This is a genomic window from Rhodosalinus sp. K401, from assembly GCF_041365735.1.
Lineage (GTDB): Bacteria > Pseudomonadota > Alphaproteobacteria > Rhodobacterales > Rhodobacteraceae > Rhodosalinus.
Genome location: NZ_JBGFSI010000003.1, coordinates 14,554 through 41,195, shown reverse-complemented (window position 1 = coordinate 41,195; position 26,642 = coordinate 14,554). Strand labels below are relative to the sequence as shown.

Genomic DNA, 26,642 nt, shown 5'->3' with positions numbered 1-26,642 from the left:
GGATCGGGCTCGGGCGGTGCGGGCGGCGCAGGCTCGGCGGCGATCAACGTGCTTCTGTCCGACACGGTGGCCCGGATCGGCGCGGGCAGCGACGTGGACGCGGGCGGCGACGTCTCGGTTCTGGCCTCGGACGACAGCACCGTGACCAACATCGTCGGCGCGGTCGGCGTCTCGCTCCAGGGCGAGGGCATCGGTGCGGGCCTCGACGTCACCGTGATCGAGAAAACGACCCATGCCTATGTCCCGTCGCCGGACGCGCCGGGCGAGACGACCTCGATCACCGCGGGCGGCACCATCGCCATCCGCGCTGACAGCAGCGAGGACGTGTTCGGCGTCGTGCTGAACGTGGGCATCGGCGACTCCACCGCCGTCGCCGGCAGCGCCTTCGTCCTCGTCGCCCTCACCGAAACCCACGCCTATGCCGGCCATGACGACGACATCATCCGGGCCGCGGCCGGGAACGTGGCGCTCGACGCCGGCGGCTCGGTGGTGGTGACGGCCGACAGCGTGACGAAGTCCGACGCGCAGACCGGCTCGCTCGCCGTCTCGCTTTCGAATGACAGCATCGGGGCGGCGGTCTCCGTGGTGGTCGACATCGACGATACCATCGCCTTCATCGGCGAGGACGCGGTGGTCACGGCGCTCGGCAACGGCGCGGCGGTGGACGTCAACGACGGGATCTTCGACGGCGACGGCGACGGCAACCAGGGCTCGGAGTCCGTCCACGGCCTCGCCATCGGCGCCACCTCCTTCGAGGATCATTTCCTGCTCGCCATCGGCGGCAGCGCGGCGATCGATTCGAACGCCGTGGGCCTCGCGCTCTCGGTCTCCGTGGGCGTGATCCAGGGCCGGACGCGCGCGACCCTGGGCGCGGGCGCGACCGTGAACGCCGACAACACCGGCGCGAACTCGGGGCAGGGCGCGCTGCTGCGCGCCTCGGATGAGACGAATGTCGAGACTATCGTGGGCGGCCTCGCCATCTCGGGCTCCACCGGCATCGGCGGCGCCGTCTCCGTCGCCATCGTCTCGAACCAGGCCCATGCCGAGGCGCTCGGCGCCAACGCGATCACCACGGCCTCGGGCGGGGTCACGCTCGACGCGAAGTCGAAGACCGACATCGACGCCCTGGCGATCGCGGTCGCCGGCACCGTGTCGACCCAGAGCGGCTCGGGCGGCGGCGGCTCGGCCGCGGGCCTGTCGTCCTCGGCCACGGGCAGCGGCGGCACCGGTGCGGGCGCCTCGGGCAGCGGGCCGGGCAACGGCGGCGGCCAGTCCTCCAACAACTCGATCTCCTTCGCCGGCGCGGGCTCCGCCGCCGGCAACACGGTCGACAACTCGGTGCGCGCGACCATCGGCGCGGGCAGCACCGTGACCACCGACGGCGACGTGGCGCTTTCGGCCACGGATGCGAGCGCCATCACCGCCGACGCGGGCGGCGTCGCGATCGCCATCGACACCAGCGGCGACGATCCGGCCGCACTGGGCGTCTCCGTCGGCATCAACTTCGTGACGCTGGGCATCGAGGCGTCGATCGACGACAGCACCGTGGTTGCGGGCGGTGCGGTGAGCGTCGAGGCCGCGAGCGCGGCCTCCATCGACGTGCTGACGGTCGCGGGCGCGGCGAGCGTCGGCACCGGCGGCAGCGGCGGCAGCGGCACCACCGCCTTCGGCGGCGCGGGCTCCGGCTCGGGCAACAAGATCACCCAGCGCGTCGAGGCGCTCATCACCGACTCCACGGTGAACGCGCAGGGCGGCGACCTGAGCCTTTCCGCCACCGACGACAGTTCGATAAAGGCGGACGCCGGTTCGGGCGCGCTGGCGATCTCCACGGGCTCCGGTTCGGGCACCAACGCCTCCATCGCCGCAGGCGCGGCGGCGGCCACCAACGACGTGCTCGGCACGATTCATGCCCGGGCGCTCGACAGCACGCTTTCGGCGTCCGGCGACTTCGCGGCCGAAGCGATTTCCAACAGCACGATCACGACGGTGGCGATCGCCGTGTCCGGGTCGGTGTCGAATTCCCAGGGCTCCTCCGTGTCGATCGCCGGCGCCGGGGCGGGCAACGGCAACCTGATCAGGAACTCCATTCAGGCCACGCTGGAGCGCAGCGACGTGACGGCCGGTGCGGTCACGCTGACGGCCCGCGACTCCGCGGCGATCACCGCCACGGCGGGGGCCGTCGGACTTTCGGTTACGCTCAGCCAGGGCACCAACGTGGGCGTGGGCCTCGGTATCAACGTCTCGATCAACGAGATCGAGAACGAGGCCATCGCGCTCGTCGACGACAGCACGGTCGTCGCGGGCGGGCCTGTCACCCTGATCGGCAGCTCCACCTCCGAGATCCAGGCGCTGGCCTTCGGCGTCGCGATCTCCGTCGGCGTCAATTCGGGCTCCGGCGTCACGGTGAGCCTGAACGGCGCCGTGGCGGTCACCGAGAACACCATCGCCAACACGACGCGGGCGGCCATCGAGGACAGCGATACCGCGACGGTCGAGACCTTCACCGCGGGCGGTCCGGTAAGCCTGTCGGCCAGCGACAGCGGCATGATCAAGGCCGATGCGGTCTCCGTGGCCGCCGGGCTGAGCGTCGCGTCGGGCGGCGGTTCCTTCACGCTGGAGCCGAGCATCGCGGTGTCCTACGCGGACAACGAGATTTCCAACACGACCGACGCGCGCATCGACGGGGTCGATACCTTCGCGCAGGGCGACCTGTCCGTCACCGCCGCGTCCACGAAGGACATCACGGCCGCCGTCGTCGCGGCGTCCGCCAGCGTGGCCATCGGCAGCGGCTCCTCGGCCACGGTGTCCATCAGCGGCGCCGGCGCCGTTGCCGACAACACGACCGTCAATTCCGTGCTCGCGGTCATCCGGGACGCCGAGGTGGTGGCGGACGGCGGCAACCTGACGCTGGCCGCGACGGATACCGGCGCGATCACCGCGACGGTCGTCGCCGCGTCGCTCAGCGCGGCGGTCAGCTCCAGCACGGCCACCGCGGGCCTGTCGGTGTCGGTGACCACGGCCGACAACTCGATCACGAACGTGACCCGTGCCTCCATCGAGGATGGCGCGACCGTGACGGCGGACGGTTTCGCCGACATCCACGCGATCACGACCGGCGCCATCAACGGGACCGCCGTCGCGGCATCGGTGAACGTTTCGGTCGGCAGCGGCAAGGTGAACCTCGGCGGCGCCGGCGCAGTCGCGCTGGTCGACAACAAGATCGCCAACGAGATCACCGCTAGGGTCCAGAACGGGTCCAGCGTGACGACCACTTCCGGCGGAAACGTCGACATCCTGGCCGAGGATACCGCGGGCATCACCGCGTCGGTGACGACGGCCGCCGTGTCGGTGACCGCCGGGTCGTCCAACGTGACGCTGTCGCTTGCGGGCGCCGTGTCCGTCGCGAACAACGCGATCGAGAACACGGTTCGCGCCGCCATCGACGATTCGACCGTCGTGGCGGATGGGGCGGTGGCCGTTCAGGCCTTCTCGAACAAGACCATCTTCGCGACCGGCATCGCCGCAAGCATCTCGGTCGGAGTCGGCGCGAGCGGAGGTCTGACGCTGTCGGGTGCGGTCGGCGTGGCGCAGGCGATCAACTTCGTCGGCGGCAACGTCGAGGCGGTCATCGTGGACGCCGATGCGCCGGACACGCAATCGGTCGCCGCTGGCGGCGCCCTTTCGATGCGGGCGGACAATTCGAGCGATATCGACGCGGTCCTCGTCGCGGCCTCCGCCTCTGTCTCGGTCAGTGGTGGCGGCCTGTCGCTCTCCCTCGCGGCGGCCGTGGCCCTGACCGAGAACACGATCGAGCAGGCGACGCTCGCGGGCATCCGCAACTCCGAGGTGACGGCCGGCGGCAACATCGACGTTCTGGCCGACACCAACAGCACCATCGACGCGGTCACCGTGGCCGTGGGCATCAGCGTCGCGGCGGGCTCGGGCGTGTCGGTCTCGGGCGCGGCGGCCGCGAGCAGGGCGGACAACCGGATCGGCGGGACGACCTCGGCGCTCATCGACGGCGGCAGCGCGGTCTCCACCCCAGCCGGCCTTCAGGTGCAGCTCACCGACGGCTCGGTCATCAATGCGGACGCCGTCTCCGCGTCCATCTCCTTCGCCGGTGGCACGACGGCCGGCGCCTCCCTGGCGGTTTCCGTAACGCTGGTGCGCAACGACCTCACAGGCACGTCGCGGGCGGCGATAGATGGCTCGACGGTTTCGGCGGATGTCGTCACCGTGCGTGCCGACACGGCCAATGCCATCGACGCCGTCGGCGTTGCCGCGGCGATCAGCATCGGCGCCAGCGGCACGCTGGCCCTGTCGGGTGCCGGCTCGGGCGTGGACGTCAAGAACACGCTCACGAACACGGTCGCAGCGGAGGTGATCGACTCGACCGTCGCGGCAACCGGCAACGTGACGGTCGCGACGGAGGACATGTCCACGATCACCGCGCGGGTCGTGTCCGCCTCCGTCGCGGTATCGATCTCCGGGTCGGCCTCGCTGACCGGCGCGGTCGCGGTCACGAAGGTCGAGAACGATCTGAGCGGAACGCATCGCGCCCGCGTGGCGGGGTCCGATATCGCCTCCGACGATCTTTCCGTAACGGCGCTCTCCGACAACACGATCGACGCGATCGGCGTCGCGGCCAGCATCTCCGTCGCCGGGTCCGGAGGGCTCGGTGCCGCGGGCGCGGGGACGGGCGTGTCCGCGCGCAATGTCCTCGCCAACACGACGTCGGCCACGATCGAGAACGGCTCGACGGTCGCGGCGAACGGCGCCGTGACAGTGTCGGCGACGGATACGTCCACGATCAAGGCCGAACTCATCGCGGCTTCCGCCGCCGTCGCCATCTCGGGCGGGGTCGGCATCTCCGTGGCCGTCAGCGTCACCCTGGCCGAGAACGTCGTCGGCAGCATGACCACGGCCGGCATCTCCGACTCCACCGTCCTGCCAAGCGACAGCGTGAGCGTCACGGCGCGTTCCAACACCGAGATCGATGCCCTGGGCGTCGCCGTCGGCATCTCGGTGTCCGGCGGCGGCGGCGCCGCGGTCGGGATCAGCGCGGCCGGCGTGATCGCAACCAACAAGACGACGAGCCGGACGGAGGCCGGTATAACCGGCAGCACCGTGACGTCCAGCGGCGCGGTGCTCGTGGATACCAGCGACGGCTCACGGATCACCTCCGACATCGCGTCCGCCTCGGTTGGGATCGCCGTGAGCGGCGGCCCGGGCGTGTCCCTTTCGGTGGCCTTCAACGACGCCGAGAACATCATCGCCAACGAGGTCCTGGCGACGGTGGACGCATCGAGCGTGACGGCGTCCGACGTGGACGTGCTCGCCACCAACTCGGCCGAGATCGATGCCCTGGCCGTCACTCTTGCCGTGAGCGTGTCGGCCAGCACGTCGGTCAGCGTCGGCGGCGCCGGCGCCGGCGTGAAGGCCCGCAACGAGATCGCCGGGTCCACCGAGGCAAGCATCCGCAACGGCGCGTCGGTCGTCAGCGGCTCGGACGTCGACGTGATCTCGCTCAACACGAGCCAGATCAAGTCCGATATCGCGACGGTCGCGGCGGCGGTCTCCGTGTCCGTTTCCGGTGCCTCGCTTTCCTTCACCGTGGCGGTGACGCTTGCCGAGAACGTCATCACCAGCGACACGCTGGCGCAGATCGACGACAGTACCGTGACGGCGGACACGGTGACCGTGCGCGCCACCAGCGCGACGACCGTCGACGCCCTAGGCCTTGCCATCGCGTTCTCGGTGGCGGCAAGCGGCGCGGGCGTCTCGGCCGCCGGCGCCGGGGCGGGTGTGGAAGCCAGCAACGAGATCGGAAGCACGACGCGCGCTCTGGTCAGCGGCGGCTCGCAGGTCACCACGACCGGAGCGGTGCTGGTCGATGCCGACGACGCGTCGATGATCAAGGCCGAGAACGTCGCGGCGGCCGCAGCGGTCGGCGTATCCGCGGGAGGCTCGCTGACCCTCACGGTCGCGGTGAACGACGTCACCAACACCCTGACCGGGGCCACCGTTGCCGGTATCACCGACTCCGCCGTGACCGCCGGCTCCGTCACGGTCGATGCCGACAACACGATGAACATCGACGCCATCGGCGCGGCCATCGCGCTGTCGGTCACGGCCGCGGCGGGCGGGGCCTTCGGCGGCGCCGGCGCCGTGGCCTTGTCGCGGAACACGGTCGCCGGAAGCACCGAGGCCATCATCGAGGGCAGCACGGTCGCGGCGACGTCCGGGGCCGTGCTGGTCACCGCGACCGACGCGGCCACGATCGACGCGACGCAGGTCTCGGCGGCGGTTGCCGTGTCGGCCGCGGCCGGAGCGAGCTTCACGCTGACCGTCGCGGTTTCCGTTGCCGACATCGTCATGACCGGCGAGACTCTCGCCCGGATCGACGACAGCGTGGTCACCGCCCCCGGCGCCGTGACCGTGGAAGCCACCAATTCCTCCAGCGTCACCTCCACAGGCGTCGCGGCGGCCGTGGCGATCTCGGGCAGTGGCGGCGTGAGCGCGGCGGGCGCCGGGTCCGGCGCGGACTCGACGATCACGATGACGAACCTCGTGCGGGCCATGGTCGACAACGGCTCCAGCGTCACGGCCGGAACCACCGCGGCCGTGGCGGCGTCGGATGTCTCGACGATCCGGGCCACCAACGTGGCGGCGACGGTGTCGGCGTCCTTCTCGGCGGGGGGCTCCGGCTCGCTGGGAATCGCCGTCTCCCTCGTCGAGGTCAACTACGGCTCCCGCGTTCGGGCGATCGTCGACGACGCGACCGTCCGGGCCCCCGGCAACATCACCGTATCGGCGCTTTCAAGCGGCGTGATCGACGTCGATGGGGTCGGCGTGAGCGTCTCCATCTCGGGTGCGGTCGGTGCTACCCTCGCCGGAAGCGGCGCCGGCGTGCGCAGTTTCGTGAACGGCACGAACGAGGTGCAGGCCCTGATCCGCAACGGAGCGGACGTGGAATCGACCGGCGGGTCGGTCGTCGTGAGCGCTCTCGACGCGCGCCAGGTGACGGTCGATTCGCTCGGCATCTCGGTCGCCGTCTCGGCCGGTACCGGTGTTTCACTCGGGGGCGCGGCGGTCATCACGGAAGCGACGACCGGTCTGGAAGGGCTGGTGCGCGCGCGGATCGCCGACAGCCGCGTGGTGGCCGACGACAACGTCGATCTCGACGCGCTCAGCACCGTCAGCTCGGCACTCGACGCAACGGGCGTTTCGCTCGCCTTCTCCGGCGGCGCGGTCGCGGGCGGCCTCGCCGTCGCGGCGGGCGTCTCCGTCAACGAGATAAGCCAGACTGTCGAGGCCGAGATCACCGGCGCGAGCGGATCTAACCGTCTCGTCGGCGCGGGCGGCGACGTCACGCTGAACGCGGCGGACGACGTCACGATGACCTCCATCGCGCGGGCCATCTCCGTGACGGCGGCGGCCGGCCTGGCCGCTGGCGCGATCTCGGTTTCGGCGGCCGTGGCCTCCAACACACTGGGCGGCACGACCCGGGCGCGGATCGCCGGCAGCACCGTCACCGCCGAGTCCGGCGTCGTCACTGTTGATGCCGATACCCGCAGCGATCTCTCGGCGACGCCGATGGCCCTTGCCATCTCGATCTCCGTGTCGCCGGCCGGCTTCGCCGCCGCGGGCGCCGGGGCGTCCGGCACCAACACGATCACGCGGGCGGTCCTGGCCCGGGTGGAGGGGTCGACGGTCACGGCCAGCCAGGACGTCGACGTTGTCGCCAACGACAACATGACGTCTTTCGTCGACGTGAACGCGGTCGCCGTGTCGGGGGGGCTGACCGGCGTGGCCTTTGGCCTCGCGCTCGGCAGGAATTCTGTCGAGGCGACGATCTCGGCCACCACCGAGGACAGCGCGATCACGTCCGAGACCGGCGATATACGGATCGAGGCGCTTTCTAACCACAGCCGCCCCGTCTTCGTGGATACCGACGCCGACATGGAGGCCGACACGATCGTGCCGGGCACGATCTCGACGGTCATCCGTTCCATCAGCGTGGCCGCCACGCTCGTCGGTGCCGCCGCCGCGGGCGCGTCGGCGACGGTCGATGTCTCGACGGACGTGATCGCGGGGTCGCGCAACTCCGACCTCGATGCCGACGACAGCGTCATCATCAACGCCAACAGCACCCATTACGCCGATCCGTTCGTCTTTGGCCTCGCGGTCGCGAGCGGTATCAGCGTCGCAGTCACGGAAGCCGTCGCCACCATGGAGGGCGCGACGCGCGCCTTCATCGACGGCGGCTCGGTCACGTCCGCCGGCAGCGTTCAGAACATCACCGCGACCAGCCTCGCCCATGCGCGCCCGGACGGCGCGTCCATCGCGGTTGCCGCAGGCGCGGCTGTCGCCGTGGCGAAGTTCGAGGCGACCGTAAACCGCGACACAGAAGCCTATGTCGGTGCCCAGGCGGACGTGGCGGCCCCCACGGACACGACGTTGCTGAACCTCAACGGCAAGACACTCGACCTGACCTCCGACGCGACGCTCATCGCGGATGCGAACGCCACCGCGGTCGGCTTCGCGCTGGGTGCTGCCGGGGCCGGCGCGGTGACCGACGCCACGGTCGAGGGGCGCACGCTGGCATATGTGGGGCAGGGCGCGACCGTAAACGCGGGAGACGTCAACATCACGGCGACGAGCGTCGACGACGCCAACGCCAACAATCTCGTGATCTCGGCCGCGGCCATCGCCGCCCGCTCGGCCGAGGCGAACGCACGCGTCGCCAGCCGGACCGAAGCCTTCATCGGCGCGCTTTCCGGGACCGAGGCCACGAACATCGCAACCTCGGTCGACACCGGCGGCGGTGCGCTCACCATCGACGCGGCCGCCACCCAGACCGCCGATGCGACGTCGAAGGGCGGCGGCGCGGGCTTCGTCAGCCTCTCGATCTTCAAGCCGAGCGCGACGGTGGAGGGCGAGGTTCGCGCCTATGTCCGCGACGGCGTGGGGGTCAACACCGGCACGCTGTCGGTCGCGGCGGACAGCAATGCCGCCGGCGACTCGCCGGTTGTGCAGAAAGCCACCGCGACTGCCTTCGCGCTCGACTTCTCGCTTCTCGGATCGGGTCAGGATCTCGCGCCGACGGCGACCACGAACGGCACGATCGAGGCCTTCCTCGGCACGTCGTTCGACACGGACGCGACCGGCGACCCGGATGCGGAGATCGTCGTGACCCAGGCCAGCCAGGTCGTGGTACAGGCCAAGTCGGACATCGACGCGGTGTCCACCACGACCGGCGGCTCGCTGTCGCTCGGCGTGTCGGTCTCCGTCTACTCGCCCACGGCCGACGCCGGTGGCACGACCCGTGCCTTCGGCAATGGCGGCCTGAACCTCGTCGGGCCGGATCTGCGGCTTCTGGCCGATGGCGATGCTAAGGCGGACGCATCGCTGACAAGCATCTCTCTCGGCCTTCTGGGCGCCGTCTCCGCCCTGCAGCCGGTCTCGCGTGCGAGCGCAGTGACGGAGGCCTATGTTGGGCGCAACAAGGACGCCACAACCGGCAATCTTGCAGAGATCAGCCTCCTGAAGAGCGATCGCGCCACGCGCGCGGATATCGACGCCGACGCCCTGAGCCGGACCGAGGCGATCGCGACCTCGCTCGGCGTCGCGATCGGAGGCGCGTTCTCCGTCTCGATCACGGGCGCCTCGGCGGAACTGTCGGGCGGCACCTACGCCTATCTCGGCAACACCACCGATCTCGAGGCTGGCAACGTCAATCTTTTCGCCGACGAGGTCGAGGCCTCGGCCGTCTCCGACGTGACGAGCGCGAACGTCGGCGGGTTGGTCTCGGTGAGCTCGCTCACCTCTTCCGCGACGGCCGCGCGGGAGACGGAGGCCTTCGTCGGCGATGGTTCCACCATCGACCTGTCCGGAAACCTCGATGCCACGGCGCAGACGCTCCTGCCGGTCGGGGCCCCGTCCGACGCGGACGCAGACGATCCGGCGGCGAACCCCAGGGGTGCGATGGCCTATTCCGAGATCACCAGCGGCTCCGGCTCCCTCGGCGTGAACATTGCGATCCTCAACGCCGATGCGACGATCGGGACCGGAACAGGCCAGGACTCGGCGACGCGGGCCTATATCGGCAACAACACGGTGCTGAGCGCGAACGACGTGACCCTAACGGCCGATGCGAATACGACCGCCCGCGCGCGCGCCTTCGCCGGGGGCGGCGCGGGTCTCGTGAACGTGAGCTCGACCACGGTCACCGGGAAGGCGGCCCACGACACGGAAGCCTATGTCGGCAACGACAGCACCGTGACGCTGGGCGGCGATCTCGTCCTCGACGCCGATGCGACCACCACGGCCGACCCATCGTCCTTCCGCGCGGGCGGCGCGGGCGCCTTCGACATGGGATCTGCGGACATCCGGACGCTTATCGACAGCGACACCAGCGTGGGCGTGGGCGACCGGTCGAGCGTGAGCGCGCGAACGGTCAACATGACGGCGGATGCAACGCATGACGCCGATGCGCAGACCGACTCGATCGGCGGCTCGCTTCTGGTGAGCGTGTCGGATCTCGAGTCGCTTGCGAACGACACCGGGAGCGTCGGCCTGAACGTCGGCAATTCGGCGAGCATCGTCGCCAACGGGACGAACGGGAACGTCACCGGCAGCGCCAGGCTCGTCTCGCAAGTGGATGCGGCCGGGGACGCGAAGGCGTTCGCCCTGGGCGGCGCGGCGCCGCTGACGAAATCGTCGGCGCTCAACAACGCAGAGGCGAACGCCGATATCGGCAACAACGTGAACATCGTCTCCGAGAGCGGATCGGTCGATCTCGGCGTGGAGCTTGACGGGCGCGCCGTGGCGCGGGCGACGAGCGCCGGCGGCGCGATCGTGGCCACCGCGACGTCGCAAGGGGTCGCGGAGTTCAATTCCGGCGTGACCTTCGACATCGGCGACGACGGCCTCATCTCCGGCGCTGACGGCGTGGATATCAGCGCGCGGCTGAACCACGATGGCAGCGGCTTCCTCGACTCCGACGACAATCGCGGCGCGATCGCGGCCGCCCAGACCACGAGCGGCGGCATCGCCAACATCGCGGGCGTCACGATCTCGGCGACGTCGAAGTCCACCCTGTCGTCGGAAATCGGGACGACGAACTTCAACTCGTCGGGCGGCGGCATCAACATCGAGGGCCTCCACGCCACCATGGCGCGCGCCAGCGGCTCCTCGGGCGGCGGCGGCATCGCGGACGTGCAGTCGGGCAATATCCGGGCGACCATCGGTAACGGCTTCAACGAACCGCCGAACGACCCTGTCACGGTCATCTCCCCGCGCATCCAGACAACGACGATGAGCTTCCTGGGCAGCGTCGAGACCGATGGCGGCATCGGCGCCCAGTCGCTTTCCGTGCGGGCCGAGACCGAATCGCTCGCCGACGCGGCGGCCAGCAGCGCGGGCGGCGGCGCGGTGTCCGTCGGCACGGGCACCGTGGCCGCGCGCAACGTCTCCACCCAGAACATGACCTTTACCGGGTCGGACTCCGAGATCTTCGTGAGCGGCGACGTCGATGCGCTCTCCAACATCACGTCGGACGCCGATTCACGCTCGCGCACGGCCGGGGGCGGGTTGGTCCGGATCTCCGACATCAACCCGTCCTCGCGCGCCGACAGCAGCACTGACCTCACGGTTGGTCAGACCAGAGAACTGGTCGCCGGCGGCACGGTCACGATCAGCGTCAACCATGGCGCGGCAGGCCAGCAGGTCTCCGACGGAACCATCGTCGGCATTCAGCCCACCGATGCGGGCAGCGGCGTGAACCCGGGCGGCACGAACTTCATCGACTTCGGCGCCCCGCACCAGGTCACGAGCGGTTCGCGGATCAGCTATTCCGGCCCCAATGCGGGCGGGCTGGAGAATGGCCGCGAATACACCGTCGTAGAGCGGGTCGGCGCCTCCGAGGAAGAGACGAAGCGCACGGTTCATCTCGGTGCCCTGATCCAGCCGACGGCGCAGCCGGGCGTGGCAGTGGATGAGAACAATCCGACGGCATCGCTGAACTCGGCCGTCGATCCGACCCGCGACACGATCGTGATCGAGAGCCACGGCCTCGAGACCGGGGACCGCGTCTTCTACTACTCCGGTGGCGCGTCGACCATCGGCGGGCTGTCCAACGACGACGCCTACGAGGTGTTCGTGGTCGACGAGGACACGATCAAGCTGCGCGCACCGGGCGTCGCACTGCCGGGCCTGCCGAACGTCGCGATCAATGCCGTGAACAACGGTACCGACGCGATCAACGTGGGCAACAACTTCTCCGATCCGAACCAGCCGATTACCTACCGCGTGAAGGCGCCGAGCGAGTTCCAGTCGAACCTGGTGGACGCGAACGTGACGCCGGCGGCCGACGACAGCCTGAATGTCACGGTCGACTTCAGCAACCGCATCTACGTCCCGGATCACGGCTTCCAGGTCGGCGAAGCGGTCGTCTACCGCGCCTTCGACGAGAACGGGAACCCGGCCGCGGGCATCTTCGCCTCGGGCTTCGGCAACCTGGTGGACGGGGCCACCTACTACGTCGCCGGCGGCGGCGCCTTCGTCGGGGCGCCCGGCGGCGTGCCGCAGGGTTTCGCGAGCAATCCGGACTACATCCGACTGGCGGAAACGCCTCAGGACTCGACGGGTTCCTTCCAGGACACCGACAACGACACGAACACACCGGACGTCTATGTCGGCCCGCAGGTCTTCGACCTGGTGAACAACGGCAGCGAAGCCGCGCTGGAGATCGGGCACACCCTGCGCGCGCTCAACGACGAACCGATCGTCGGGCTGGTGGATGGCGGCGTCTACTACGCGGTGGACCGCACGCCGACTTCGTTCAAGCTGGCATCGACGCCTGGCGGCGCGGCGATCGACCTCGACCGCGGTTCGCGCACGGGCGGCACCCACTACTTCGTCGCCGAAAGCCTTGATCTCACCAGCGAGGGACCGCTCGGCACCCAGCGCCTGATCCTCGACATACAGCCCGATACCGACGGCAGCCCGACGACACTGGCCGGCTCCTTCTCCGGGATCGGCGGCGCGGGCGGATTCACCGACCCGAGCGCCGGCGATGGCACCGTCACGTCTTCGGCCACGGGGGCGGGCGGCGGTATCGTCGAGGTCGGCAGCGCGGCGTCGGTCGCCGTGCAGGACGTGCGGACGAGCCTGAACATCGAAGGCGTCGCCGCTGGCGTCGCCGGGGCCAACATCCGGGGCGCGGACGTCATCATCGAGGCCAACAGCACCGGAGGGTCGAGCGCGGTCTCTGACGGCGACGCGGGCGGCCTCGTCTCCGTGGGCGGCGCGCAGGGCACGGCCTCGGGCAACAACCGGGCGACCATCGACATCGGGCGGGACGCCCAGATCACGGCGGACGACGACCTTTCGGTGCGCACCGATCTGATCACCTCGGTGACCTCGCTCGCGGAATCGAGCCGCGGCGGCCTCTTCGCCGGGGCCGGCGGGACGGCCAGCTCTACGCTCCGCTTCGGCACCAACATCACCATCGACGGGGATCTCGTCGCGGGCGACGCGCTAGACGTGGCGACCAACGTGGCCAACAACGCCGACTCCGTGGCGAAATCCTACGCCGGCGGGCTCGGCGCCAGCACCACCGTGCGCGCCACCAGCGACATCGGGCGGATCAACAGCGGCAGCCTGAACGGATCGCGGATCGTCCTCGGCGACGACAGCGACCTCACCGGCGGTGTCGTCACCGTGGCCTCGGTCGTCGACCGGCAGGTCAGCCGCGCCTACACGGACACGACCGCGGGCGGCGCGGGCGGATCGGCATCGGCCTACTCGACCTCCAACATCCGCAGCAACAACACCATCGACATCCTCGACGGCGCCAACATCACCGGCGGCCAGCAGATCAACATCGCGGCGACCTACGAAGACACCGACAACTTCGCGCGCGCCCATGGCCGCCTCTACGCGATCGGCGGCTCCTCGCGCGGCGACGCGACGGCCAACATGACCAACGCGGCCCGCGTCAACGGCGAGTGGGAGGCCGTTCTCAAGACGGCCGACCTGAACGTCTCTGTCAACGACGACATCCGTCCGGGCTCCGAGCATCGGACGGACGGAAACGGCGGGGGCGCTTTCATCGGGCCCAAGCGCGACATCAACAACCGCAACACGCCGACGCTCGGGCGCGACATCTTCTGGGAAAGCCACGTGATCCTGCTCGGCTCGCCCAACCCGGAACTCGTCGTCGACAGCACGGGCACAATCCAGCGGATCGTGAACGTGAACCTGGTGGGCATCCCGCCGAGCGACCAGGAGGTGGGCGACACCCTGACCGGCCCGATCGTGGTCGACGACCTGATCTACGGCGCCGGCGGCACGGCCGATTTCACGGCGACGCAAGTGTCGGGCTTCGCGAGCAACATCTGGGGCAATCGCGGCCTCTTCGAGGTGCAGCAGACCTGGGACTACGTCCGGCTCGTCAACGAATCCGCACTCGAGATGCGCGTGAACGAGATCGATCCGGTCGCGCCGCTGAACGGGGCGGATGCGGGCACCATCACCGTCTCGCTCAACAACATCCCCGGCCCGGTGAACAACCCGGCCAACAACGTGTCGATCCAGAACGACCCCGAACCGGGCGTCACCTTCGAGTTCGACATCCGCAACCGGTTCGCCCGCACCGTGGTCGAGATCCGAAACGTCCAGACCGGCACGACCGGCGACAGCGACGTCATCCTCGACGGGGTGATCTACAACCCGGCGGGCGTGACCCTGATCGAGAACGAGCGCGGCGACATCCGCGTCGACACCAACGACGGGCCCCAGCTGATCCAGACCAACGAACTCTACATGCACGCCGACACGGGCAGCGTCGGCGAGACCTCGATCGCGGGCACGGCGGACGACGACACCCAGCGCCGCGCCATCGCAATCGAGCTGATCCGCTTCACCGGCACCGAGGGTCTTCAGCCCCAGACGCCGAGCGACGCGATCTACGAACTCGAGATCGCGGGCGTCACCGGGCCGGGCGGCGAGCTTGGCCGCGAGACGCTCGACGTCGATCAGGTCTACGACGCGGTGGCCTACGACACGGTGATCCAGCTCGACGCCGGCGTCGATATCGCCGCCGACATCGGCTATACGCTGCGCGACGGCGTGGCGCTGGCGGCCGGCGCGGTCGTTCCCGTCGCGGTCCAGCGGATCAGCGCGAAGGACGACGTGGATGTCGTGATCAACGACACGCGCGAGGGCAACGCGACCGGCGGCGTCGGGGGCGTGCAGGTCACGTTGCTCAGACCGTCGAACGGCAGCGTGATCAACGACCCGCCGGGAACCGACCCGATCACCAAGTCGGGCCGCTACGTCTCGCATTTCTCGCCCGACACGACACCGGCGCCGGATTACACGGACATCCTGCGCGCCTTCGGCACGGACGTTGACAGCGACGACCGCGAAGCGACCTACACCTTCGACCTCGTGCGGGCGGGCGACGATATCGACATCGGGCATGTCGACGGCGATGCCGTGGGCGGGGAGCCGCGCAGCTATGCCAACAACACCACGGACGGCACGCCGTCGCGGATCAACTTCATCGTCAACACCAACGTCGCCTGGGATATCCCCGGCGCCTCGACGGACGGCGTCGAGCAGATCTTCCTCACCACCAATGGAGACATCACGGCGACGGAACTCGTGGGCGACATGCAGGTGGGGCACATCCACTCCACCGAAGGCGACGTGACGCTCACATCACCGCGGCTCATCACGGATGCGGACGGCGCGCCGACGATCGACGTGACGGGCGACAACATAACCATGACCGCTGGCGCCGTGACGGCCGGCACGCCCGCGCCCAGCCGCTCGGGCATCGGCGCCGCCGACGACTTCCTCGAGATCAACGGCGACCGGAACGGCGACGGCGGCGTTGTCAACGCCTTCGACACGAACACCACCGACAACCGCGGCATCTGGCTCGACGAACTCGTGGGCGACCTTCGGGTGGATCAGATCTTCTCGGACGCGGACGTGTCGCTGCGCACCGTCGGCGGCTCGGTGATTGACGCCCGGAACGACACGCTCGTGAACCTGCGCTCCCAGGCGCTCGACATCGACGCGAACGGCGCGGGCGCCGAGATCGGCGACGCGCTTAACCCGCTCGAGGTGGACACGTCGCGCGGCGTGGCGAACCCGGGAACCGGGGCGGGCGGCGTCGATGTGGGCCTCGAGGCCACGGGCGACATCACCTTGACCGAGGTCGCGGAGCATCTCCGCGTCGTGCTCGCGCACAGCTACGAGGGCGACATCGTGCTGCGCGTGCTCGACAGCCTGCCGCAGGGCGAGGACTTCGTGCTCGTCGAGAGCGGCACCGCCCGCTTCGCCGAGAGCGCTACGCGCGATCCGGGCCAGCAGGCCGACGCCCCGCGGGTGATCGACCACGGCACGGTCTTCGCCGAGCAGGGCCAGGTGGCAATCTTCGCGGGCGACGACATCGATCTGGACAGCAACAGCCGGATCCACGCGGCGGAAGACATCCTGCTCGCCGCCGATCTGGGCGTGGCCGATCCCGATTTCGGCGCGACGGTGGACCTGCGTGGCCGGATCATCGCCGGGGGCACCCTGGTCACCCCGGGCAGCCAGTCGGGCGGCGATCCGCTGGGCGTGATGGAGCCCACCTACACCGCGCCACAGCACCGGACGACCGTGCAGACCGGCCTCGACGTGGACGTGATCCGCTTCGGCGACGCGGGCGGCGCGGCGGGCACCACCGGCTGGGGCGACCCGGGCTACATCTTCCTCGGCTCGGAGACCGACGTGGCCGCGGGCGGCAACGAAGACCTCGTGCAGGTCTACTACCTCCAGGACACCGCCACGGTGACCTCGCCCGCCCAGCTCGCGGCGCTCACCGCGCTTGGACGGCAGGACGCGCGCCACACGCTGACCCTCGACGGCGAGGGCGGCACGGACACCTTCGAGGTGTTCACGCTGGGCTCCAACGGTCCCGACCAGCGCAACTACATCGTCAACGTGCTCGACACGGGCGACGAGAACGACGGGGTGGACGAGCTCTTCGTCTACGGCTTCGACGCGGCGCAAAGCGGCACCGACCCCGTGACGGGCGAGCCCTACGCCACCGACGACATCTTCCTGCTGCGCCAGGCGGCCGAACTTCCCGGCGAGACGGCGGACCGCCCGGCCTACGTGGCGATCCTCCACGGGGACGAGGATCCCTACCGCGACGTGACGACGGGCAACGAGCCCTTCGCCGAGGTCCAGCGCATCAGCTACGACCGCGGCATCAACGGGCGGCTGACGGTCGAGGGCCGGGGCGGCAACGACGCCTTCTTCTCCGACGATACCAGCGTGATCACCACACTCGACGGCGGCGCGGGCGACGACCGCTTCCAGTTCGGCCAGATCTTCGGGCTCAAGCGCTCGACGGCCGAGGCCGGCCTGCTGCCCGAGGACCAGTTCCCGAACCTCGTGGCGACCACGCGCGGCTGGCTGTCGGCGGGCACGAACTCGCCGGTGGTGGCCCAGGGCGGCACGGGCTCGGACGAGTTCACCGTCTACTCCAACCAGTCCGAACTTCGCCTCGAGGGCGGCGACGACGACGACATCTTCACCGTGCGCGCCTTCGCGCTCGCCGCCGTCTCCTCGCAGGACTGGGACGGCGACGGCGACATCGACGCCGACGACCTCGACGCGGTGAACGTAGACACCAACGGCGACGGCGTGATCAACCGCGCGGACGCCGACGCGACGCCGGGCGACATCTCCGACGACGTGATCGTGCTCGACGAGGACGGCGTGGCGGTGCCGATCATCGGCTCCGACTTCTCGGTCGGTGTGCCGGTGGACGTGCGCACGGGCGGCGGCAACGACGAGGTGCGCTACAACGTGAACGCGCCGGTCTCGATCGAGGGCGGCACCGGCTTCGACAAGGTGGTGATCCTCGGCACCGAGTTCGCAGACGATTTCGTGATCACCGACAAGGGCATCTTCGGCGCAGGCCTCAACGTCCGCTACAACACCGTCGAGGTGATCGAGATCGACGGCCTCGAGGGCGACGACGAGTTCTTCGTCCAGTCCACCGCCTTCGGCGTGCTCTACCGCGTCATCGGCGGGCTCGGCTCCGACACGATCAACGTGACGGGCGACGTCAACGAGGACATCGTCACGCGCGAGCTCGAGGGCGCCTCGGGCGCGGTGAACCACCTCGTCTCCTCGGACGACCCGTTCTACGACGGGCTCCTCGTGGATGGCTTCGACTACAATGTCGCCGCGGGCGAAGAGGGCCTCGTGGTGATCGAGGAGAGCGGCGGCTTCACCGGTCTCCTGGAAGGCGGCGGCGAGGCCGCGACCGACAGCTACACCGTGCGGCTCGCCAAGGAGCTCGAGGTGGGCGATGTGGTCTACGTCACCGTCTCGGCCGCGCGCTCCACCCAGGAAGAGGAAGACAACAGCTTCCTCAACCCTGCACCGCTTCCGAGCGGCCCGGGCGACAGCATGTGGCTGTCCACCACGGCGCCGGCCGACCCGGCGAACCCGGTGGACGGCGACTTCCAGCGCAGCGTGACGGTGGATGGGGCCGCGGTGCCGGTCGAGAACCGCTCGGTGGTGCTGACCTTCGATCACACCAACTGGGACCAGCTGCAGGAGGTCTTCCTCTACGCGCCCGACGACGCGCGCGCCGAGGGCGACATCCGCGTCGTCTCGCAGCACAGCGTCATCTCCAACGTGGCCGAGTACGACGGCATCGACGTGCGCAACGTCGAGGTGGAGCTCCGGGACAACGACACGCCGGGCGTGCAGATCTTCGAGATCGAGGCCGGCNNATCTTCGAGATCGAGGCCGGCAGCTACGATCCCGTGACCGGCAGCTTCGTGGAGGACGCCGACACCACGGTGATCGAGGGCGACGCGACGACGGGCCTTGCCGACCAGATGCTGGTGCGCCTCTCCAAGGCGCCCACCGATACGGTGGTGGTGAAGCTCGGCCTCGATCTAGAGGCCGACCAGGAGATCAAGCTCTCCAGCACCGACTCCCGCGTCTTCACCGGCGCGGACGGCGAGCTGCGCATCGCGTTCGAGCCGGGCGACTGGGACGACTATGTCGTGATCGACGTCGAGGCGCGGAACGACGCGCGGGTCGAGGACCCGGACGGCGTGGCGATCTCGGTGGAGCGCGACGACGCGCTCACCCTCGACGCGGATTACGTGTTCCCGAACCTCCGCTCCGGCCCGAGCCTCTTCGAGGTCAACGTGCTCGACGACGACACGGCGGGCGCGCTCGTGCAGGAGAGCGGCGGCGACACGCAGCTCATCCGCGACGATCTCGACACGCCGGCCGACGAGACGGTGGGCGACAGCTACACGGTGCGCCTGACCGGCGCGCCCGAAGCGGGCAGTTCCGTGGACGTGGCGGTGGTCACCGACGGGCTGGCCGACGTGGTCTCGATCGACGGCGCCCCGGTGACGCCGGCGGATTACGACGAGATCGGCGGGCTCCGCGCCACCCAGAAGTTCCAGGGCCAGGCGGTCGCCGAGAACCTGGGCGGGCAGGGCGCGTTCACCCGTGACGGCGTGGCGCAATCCTTCGGCTCCTTCGTCGACGAGGGCTTCGAGGCGGGCGACCGGGTCCGCGTGGCCAACCTGGGCGCGGGCTTCGACGGGGATTACACCATCGCCGCCGTGAGCGACCTCACGATCACGCTCGAGGAGGCCTTCGCCGGGGCCGGCCAGGCCAGCGCCGAGGACGCGGTGCTCTCGGATCTCGCGGATGTGGGCATCTTCGAGGGCGTCGTGCGCGCCGACGAGGATCTCGATCCCGATTTCGGCGGCGAGCAGCTCGTGCGCGTGGACGGCACCGGCTGGCTGACCGACGGGTTCCTCGAGGGCCAGTGGGTGCGGATTATCGACCTCGACAACCCGTCGAACGAGATCGAGGTGAAGATCGAACTCATCCGCGGCGACAACGACAGCAAGGACGAGAAGCTCCAGATCACCGAGGGCGCCGCGCTGCCCGGCTGGCTCACCGACGCGGCCGACGACAACGTGCGCGTGGTGCGTATCGCGCCCGTCGTCACCTTCACCGACGCCGATTACTGGGTCGAGCGCGAGATCGGTCTCGAGGCGGATCCCAACTTCGACACGCCGATCACGCGCGCCGGCGCGAAGGTCTTCCCGGCGCAGTCGCATCTTCTCTCGAAGCTGCGCGGGCCTCTCCAGGTGGAGGGCGGCGTCACCGGCGCCGACCGCTCGCTCCAGAACGGCCTCAAGCTGCCCGGCGAGGCGGACGACTTCCTGATCGCCATCGGCCAGCAGCCGCCGGAGAGCCAGCAGATCGACGTGCTCAACATCTTCAACGACTCGAGCCAGGAAGACGGCTCGGGCGTGATGACGGAGACGACGCTCACGGGCTTCGGCATGGCGGAGGAGCTCGATTTCGGCCCCGCCTCGGCCAACGACTTCGGCGAGCCCACGGTGGTGCCGGGCGGCATCAGCTGGGGCAAGATCACGCTCACGGGCGGCGGTTTCTCCACCGACGCGGGCAAGAGCACCATCGAGGTCGTGAACGTCATGCTCGGCGAGGGCAACGACACGATGGACGTGCAGGGGACCCTGAACCCGGCACCCGCCGTGCAGGCCACGGGCGCGTTCACCGCGACGCCCGACGCCGGCGGCAGTGGCGGCACCCTGTCGCGCGAGGGCATCGACTGGCTGGCCCTCGGCTTCCTGCCCGGCCAGTTCGTCGAGATCGAGGGCCTGGCCGGCAGCTGGACGGTCGAGGCCATCGACGACGCCGTGACGCCGGAGGGACAGGATCCGAACGACAACTCGATCCTCGTGCTCTCGGGCGATCCGCTGCCGGCGCTCGCCGGCGAGGTGACGGTGACGGCCACCGACCCGCTCGTGGAGGTGGCGGGCAGCTACGCCGTCGCCACCGCCGGCAACCTGACCCGGGTCACGCGGTCCGACGGCGGCGACTGGGCCGAGGACGGCTTCCTGGAGGGCCATCTCGTCCGCGTCGTGGGCGACGGCCAGGACCAGTCCGTCCGGCTCGTGGCGATCGAGGACGGCGGCGAGACGCTGGTGCTCGAGAACGCCACGCTGTCCGATGCGGCGGCGCTCGATCTCGAGCTCTCGGTGCAGGGGCCGCATGGCGGGCTCACCGTGCTCCACGGCGGCGGCAACCGTCCGCTGTCGCTCTGCGTCGAGATGCTCGGCGAGACCGTGGCCGGCAACGTCGAACTCACCCGCGGCGACGGTCTCTCCTGGGCCGACGACGACTTCGCGGTGGGCGACTACGTGCAGGTCGACGGGGAGGCCGAGACGCGCCAGATCCTCGCCATCGAGAACGCCGACCCGGCGCTCGCGCCTGCCGACGCCTTCGAGGGCTGGGGCACCGGCGCGGTGCTCGTGCTCGACGGGCCGGCGCTGCCCGCCGACGGCACGCTCGGCACCTGCGACATCCACGTCTCCGAGCCGCGCCGCGTGACCGGCGAGGTGGAGCTCGACCTCGACTGCTGCGACAAGGGCGAGGGCACCATCGACCTCGTGCTCGAGACCGGCGGCTGGGAGGAGCGCGGCTTCTTCACGGGCCAGGAGGTCACGATCGAGGGCCTGCCGGGCTTCGCCACCGTGACGTCGATCGACGGCGGCACGATGGTCGTGGCCTATGACCGGGTCGGCCTGCCGATCGAGGGCACCGTCACCGTCGCGGGCTTCAACCCGCGCCTCGACGGCGGCACGCGCATCGGCGGCGACCGCTTCGACATCACCGGCGGGGCCGGCCCCGACAGCCCGCTCGTGGTCTACGGCGACACCAGCCAGGACGGCGTGTGGTATTCGGGCCAGCCCTTCAGCGTGCTCGGGGCCGATTTCGGCGAAAAGCCCTTCGATCCGTTCCCGCTCCTGCCCGACGGCGACAACGAGGACGACGAGTGGGTCTTCCCGCTCGCCAACCCCTACAGCTTCGCGGGCAACGACATCATCGACGCCAGCGCGCTCTTCGCCGGGCTCGACTCGGCGGATCTTCCGAGCGTCGGGATCACCGCCTATGGCGGGGTGGGCGACGACCTGATCATCGGCAGCCAGGCGGGCGACCATCTCGCCGGCGGCTCGGGCAACGACACGATCGAGGGCCAGCGCGGCACCGACCACATCTACGGCGACAGCGGCGTGAACGTCGATATCCTAACCCGCGCGCTCGACATCGCCACGGTGGACCTCAGCCCGCTGCCCACGCTCGACCCGACCGTGGCCTCGGACGGCACCACGCTCCAGCCCGCGCCGTCGCCGGTGCGCGACGACCTGACAGCCGGCGACGACGTGATCTACGGCGACGGACCGGGCAGCGCCGACGGCGGAGCGACCGCGCCCGACGAGATCTTCCGCGACATCCTCTTCGGGGACCATGGCGTGGTGATCCAGACGGTCGAAGATCCGAACCTGCCGCCCGCACCGCTGCAGAAGATCCAGACCACGGATCTGGACACGGTGACCGAGGTGATCGGCGTCGGGCCGCAGAACGGCGGCAACGACCAGATCTTCGGCGGCCAGGGGCAGGACGTGCTGATGGGCGGCGCGGGCGACGACGTGATCGACACCGGGCCGCTGCAGAACCTGCGCGACGTGGTCTTCGGCGACAACGGCCGGGTCACGCTCAACGGCTCCGAGACCTTCGACGGCCCGTCCGGCAACGACGGCTGGGGCGAGGAGTTCACGACGCTGAGCTTCAACTTCGACAACCGTCCCGGACAGGCCGACGTGAACGGCGTCGCCGGCACCAACGACTCGATCTCGGTGAACGGTCTGCCGGCGCCGCGCGAGGAGAACTGGAACAACCTGCGCACGCCGTCGGGCACCCTCGGCGACGAGGCCGGCGAATTCGTCGAAACCGATGCGGGCCTGCACCTGCCCGGCGTCTTCGTCGGCTGGCGCCAGAAGACCCAGAATCTCCCGATCTACGACGACACGGACCGCACGGACGGACTCGGCTACACGGATGCCGACTACGCGGGCGAGGACATCTTCTGGGACGAGGACGACTACCGCGACGACCTGCGCTACTTCGGCGACCAGCGCGCGCGCTTCGACACGCACAACCAGCTCTTCAACGGGGACGATCCGGACAACCGGCTCTTCGAGGGCATGGTCTGGGTGCCGCGCAACCAGACGATCGAGATCGTGGTGGAGGGCCTCGCCGATCACTTCGAGGAATACGACGTCTACATCTACCTCGACAACGACAACGGGACGAGCCCGGCCACGGGTCCCGGCACCCGGATCGTCAAGGTCGGCTCGGACGACACCTTCTACGTCAGCGATCCGCGGCGCGTGCACTTCGACGGCACCTACATCCTGTCGGACAGCCAGGATCCGAACGCGCCCGCGATCGGCAACTACGTCGCGCTCGGCGGGCAGAACGAGGATCGCCTCGTCATCGAGATCAGTCAGCCGCGCGGCGCCGAGGCCCGCACGATCCCGACCATCGCCGGCTTCCAGATCGTGGGCCGTTCGCACCCGATCGACCGTGCCGAAAGTGTGGATCTCGAGGTCGGCGGCAACGACGCGATCTATACCGGCGGCGGGGACGACGTGGTCTTCGGCGGTACCGGCAACGACTGGATCGAGACGCAGGGTGACGCCGATGTCGGGCATCTCGACTACGACGCCGTCTTCGGCGACAACGGCCGCGCCACCTTCCTGCTGACCGAGCCGATCGCCACACCGGCGCAGGACCGCATGGGCGAATTGCGCAACATGCAGGCGCTGACGATCTCGGAGGTCTTCTCCTTCGACGACGTGATCATGACCGGCAACGGCGACGACGCGGTCATCGGCGGGCAGGGCGAGGACTGCATCGAGACCGGCGACACGGGCGCGCACAACGCCGTGGACGATGCCCTCTCGGGTGCCGATGTCCGCTCCATCGGGATCAACTTCGGCTCCGGCGTCTCCGAGGGCTTCGTCGAGGGCCAGCTCGGCTACGTCTCGCACGAGGGCTGGAACAACATCGATACCCAGGACCTCGGCGACTACGACGACCCGACCGACGGGCTGAACGACGAGAACGGCTTCAAGGGCACCGAGGAGGAAACCTACACCCTGGCCGAAGGCGTGCGGGTGACCATCGGCCGTGAACTCGGCACCCTCGAGGCGCGCCGGACGAACGTGGCGGACAGCGTCGATCTCGACCCCGACACCCAGAACGGGCGGCTGTTCAACGGACGTGCGGAAACCGGCAATCAGTTCTTGCTCGGGGTGGATGTCTCCGACCTCGATCAGCACTACGGAGAAGGCGAGGTCTACGATGTCTACCTCTACATCGCGCCCGACCTGAACTGGCGGCGCTTCGCACCGGACGTGCAACTGGTCGCGGCCGACGGCACCGTCTACACGGTCGAGGATTACCGCCCGGCGGCCTTCGACGGCGAGTTCCACCTCTATGACGCGGCCGATCCCCTGGCCAAGTCCAACGTCCTGGTCTTCAAGGACGTGGTCGGCGACGACTTCAGCGTCCGCATCGTCGGACACGAACGGGACGGCAAGCCGGACAACCGGTACCAGCCGCAGATCTCCGCGCTGCAGATCGTGGGCGGCGCGGACAAGGACGCGATCGTGCCGCAGGGCGATTTCGACAGCGACCGCGTGCTTGGCGACCAGGGCGAGATCCGGATCTTCCAGCGCGAGGTCTTCGAGATGACCTCCACCCCGCGCGGCATCCTGGAAGCCGCGGACAAGATCTCAACGGGCGTGGACGGCGACGTGGTCGTCGGTGGCGACGGGGCCGATTTCGTCTATGGCGGGGACGGCGACGACGTGGTGGCCGGCGACAATGCCCGCGTGCGCCTCTTCGACGGAGAGGTCATACAGATCAACATCGAGGACGAGGCCAAGCGCGATCCCTCGGCCCGGCTGGATGCGCCGAACTTCGATCCCTTCGCCGTGACGGGCCTGACGCTGCTCGATCCGGCGACGGGCTTCGGCGACACGATCGATCTGGGTCGCGGCGACGACTGGGCCTATGGCGGCGCGGGCGACGACAACTACGTCTTCGCCGGCGAGCGGCTGGGCGAGAACTTCCTCGTCGAGGCGGGCACCTTCACCGACACCACGAACCCCGACGACGATGGCGACGGCGTGCCGGGCGTGGATGTGCCCGCGGGCCTTCCCAACGATACCGGCGACGCCCTCGACTTCACGAATTTCCACGGGCCGGTCGAGGTGTTCCTCTTCGAGGCGGAGTTGCAGGCCTTCAGCGATCGCACGACGCTCGGCGACAAGGACGGCAGCCTGAAGCTCTGGTCGGGCGACGCGTTCGAGGACATCGCCGGGTCGCAGTTCGCGGACAACCTTCGGGCCAACGATCGCAACAACGCGATCAAGGGCCTCGGGGGCAACGACACGATCAGCTCGGGCTACGGCCATGATTTCGTGGACGCAGGCGATGGCAACGACCTCGTCTGGATGGGCATCGACGCCTCGCTGGGCGACTACGAGTTCCCGGCGGTCTACCCGTCGACCCTGTGGCGGCATGTCGTCCTCGGGGGCGAGGGCAACGATCGGCTGTTCCTCGCCAACGGCATCGACCTCGCGGATGGCGGACCGGGCGACGACGTCATCCTGGGCGGTGGCTACGAGGGCGAGTTCGGCACCAGCCTGCAGCCCGGCGACCTTCTGTTCGGCAATGACGGCTCCGACCGGATCGAAGGCGGCCGCTCGATCTTCGACACGCTGGTGGGCGAAGGCGGCCCCGACTTCCTTCGCGGCGGCACGAACGACGTCGAGGTCGAGGCCAGTCTCGACCCGGCCGACCGGGATGCGCGCATCGCGGACATGCTCGGGCTCTTCCAGAGCGCCGCGGCCCGGAGCGACTTCATCTTCGTGCCGGCGACGGGCGAGCCGCTTCGCGGCAAGGTCCAGCCCTTCATCGACACCATCTGCGCGCCAGTGCCCTGCCCGCCGGAGGCGCCCCAGGTCACGCTGAACCTGACCGCGGCCTATGCGCCGACCGGGCCGGCGCCGGCCGGGACGGACATCGACCAGGCGACCGCCGAGACGGTTCTGGAAGCCGCGCGGGAGACGTGGATCGCCACGGGCCTTCTGGACGCCGAGCAGATCGAGGCTCTGGAGGACGTCTCGGTGACGGTCGCCGATCTCGACGGGCTGCTCCTGGGCGAAACGGCGGGCGAGCTGATCTTTGTGGATGTGGACGGTGCGGGCCATGGCTGGTTCGTGGACGTCTCGCCGGCAGAGGAGGCGGGCTTCGTCGAGGATGGCGAAGGCGTCTGGCGCGCGGAGGCGGGCAGCGCCGCCGAGGATCGCATGGACCTTTTCAGCGTGCTTCTGCACGAGCTCGGCCATACGCTCGGCTTCGACCACATCGAGAGCGTCGACCCCGCGCATGTGATGAACGCCACGCTGGAGCCCGGCACCCGGTTCGACGATCCCGCCACGCTGGTCTTCGACGAGCGCACCGGAACCTTCACCGATCCGGACACGGCGCGCGGCCTCGCCGCCCTCACGCAGGTATCGGAGACGCCGGCCGAACCCGAGCCCGTGGCCGCCCTGCCGCGCGACGCCGGGCAGGGTCGCGTGCAATGGCACGAAGCGGCCAGTTCGCTGATGCAGCGCCTTTCGGGCCTATTCGGACGGTGA

2 protein-coding genes (1 of these 2 running past the window's edge) are annotated in these 26,642 nt (G+C 69.7%); both read left to right on the top strand.

Annotated features, from left to right (window positions below):
- A protein-coding gene (locus AB6A66_RS04510; protein ID WP_371055153.1) for a beta strand repeat-containing protein crosses the window boundary here: on the top strand, positions 1–18,852 show its 3' portion. 3,105 nt of this gene lie to the left of the window's left edge; only the last 18,852 of its 21,957 coding nucleotides appear in the window; its start codon lies off the left edge, out of view; it ends in the stop codon at positions 18,850–18,852.
- Positions 18,849–26,642: a matrixin family metalloprotease gene (locus tag AB6A66_RS04505; RefSeq protein WP_371054953.1), complete on the top strand. Its 7,794-nt coding sequence runs from the start codon at positions 18,849–18,851 to the stop codon at positions 26,640–26,642. The genes AB6A66_RS04510 and AB6A66_RS04505 overlap by 4 nt, the downstream gene beginning before the upstream one ends.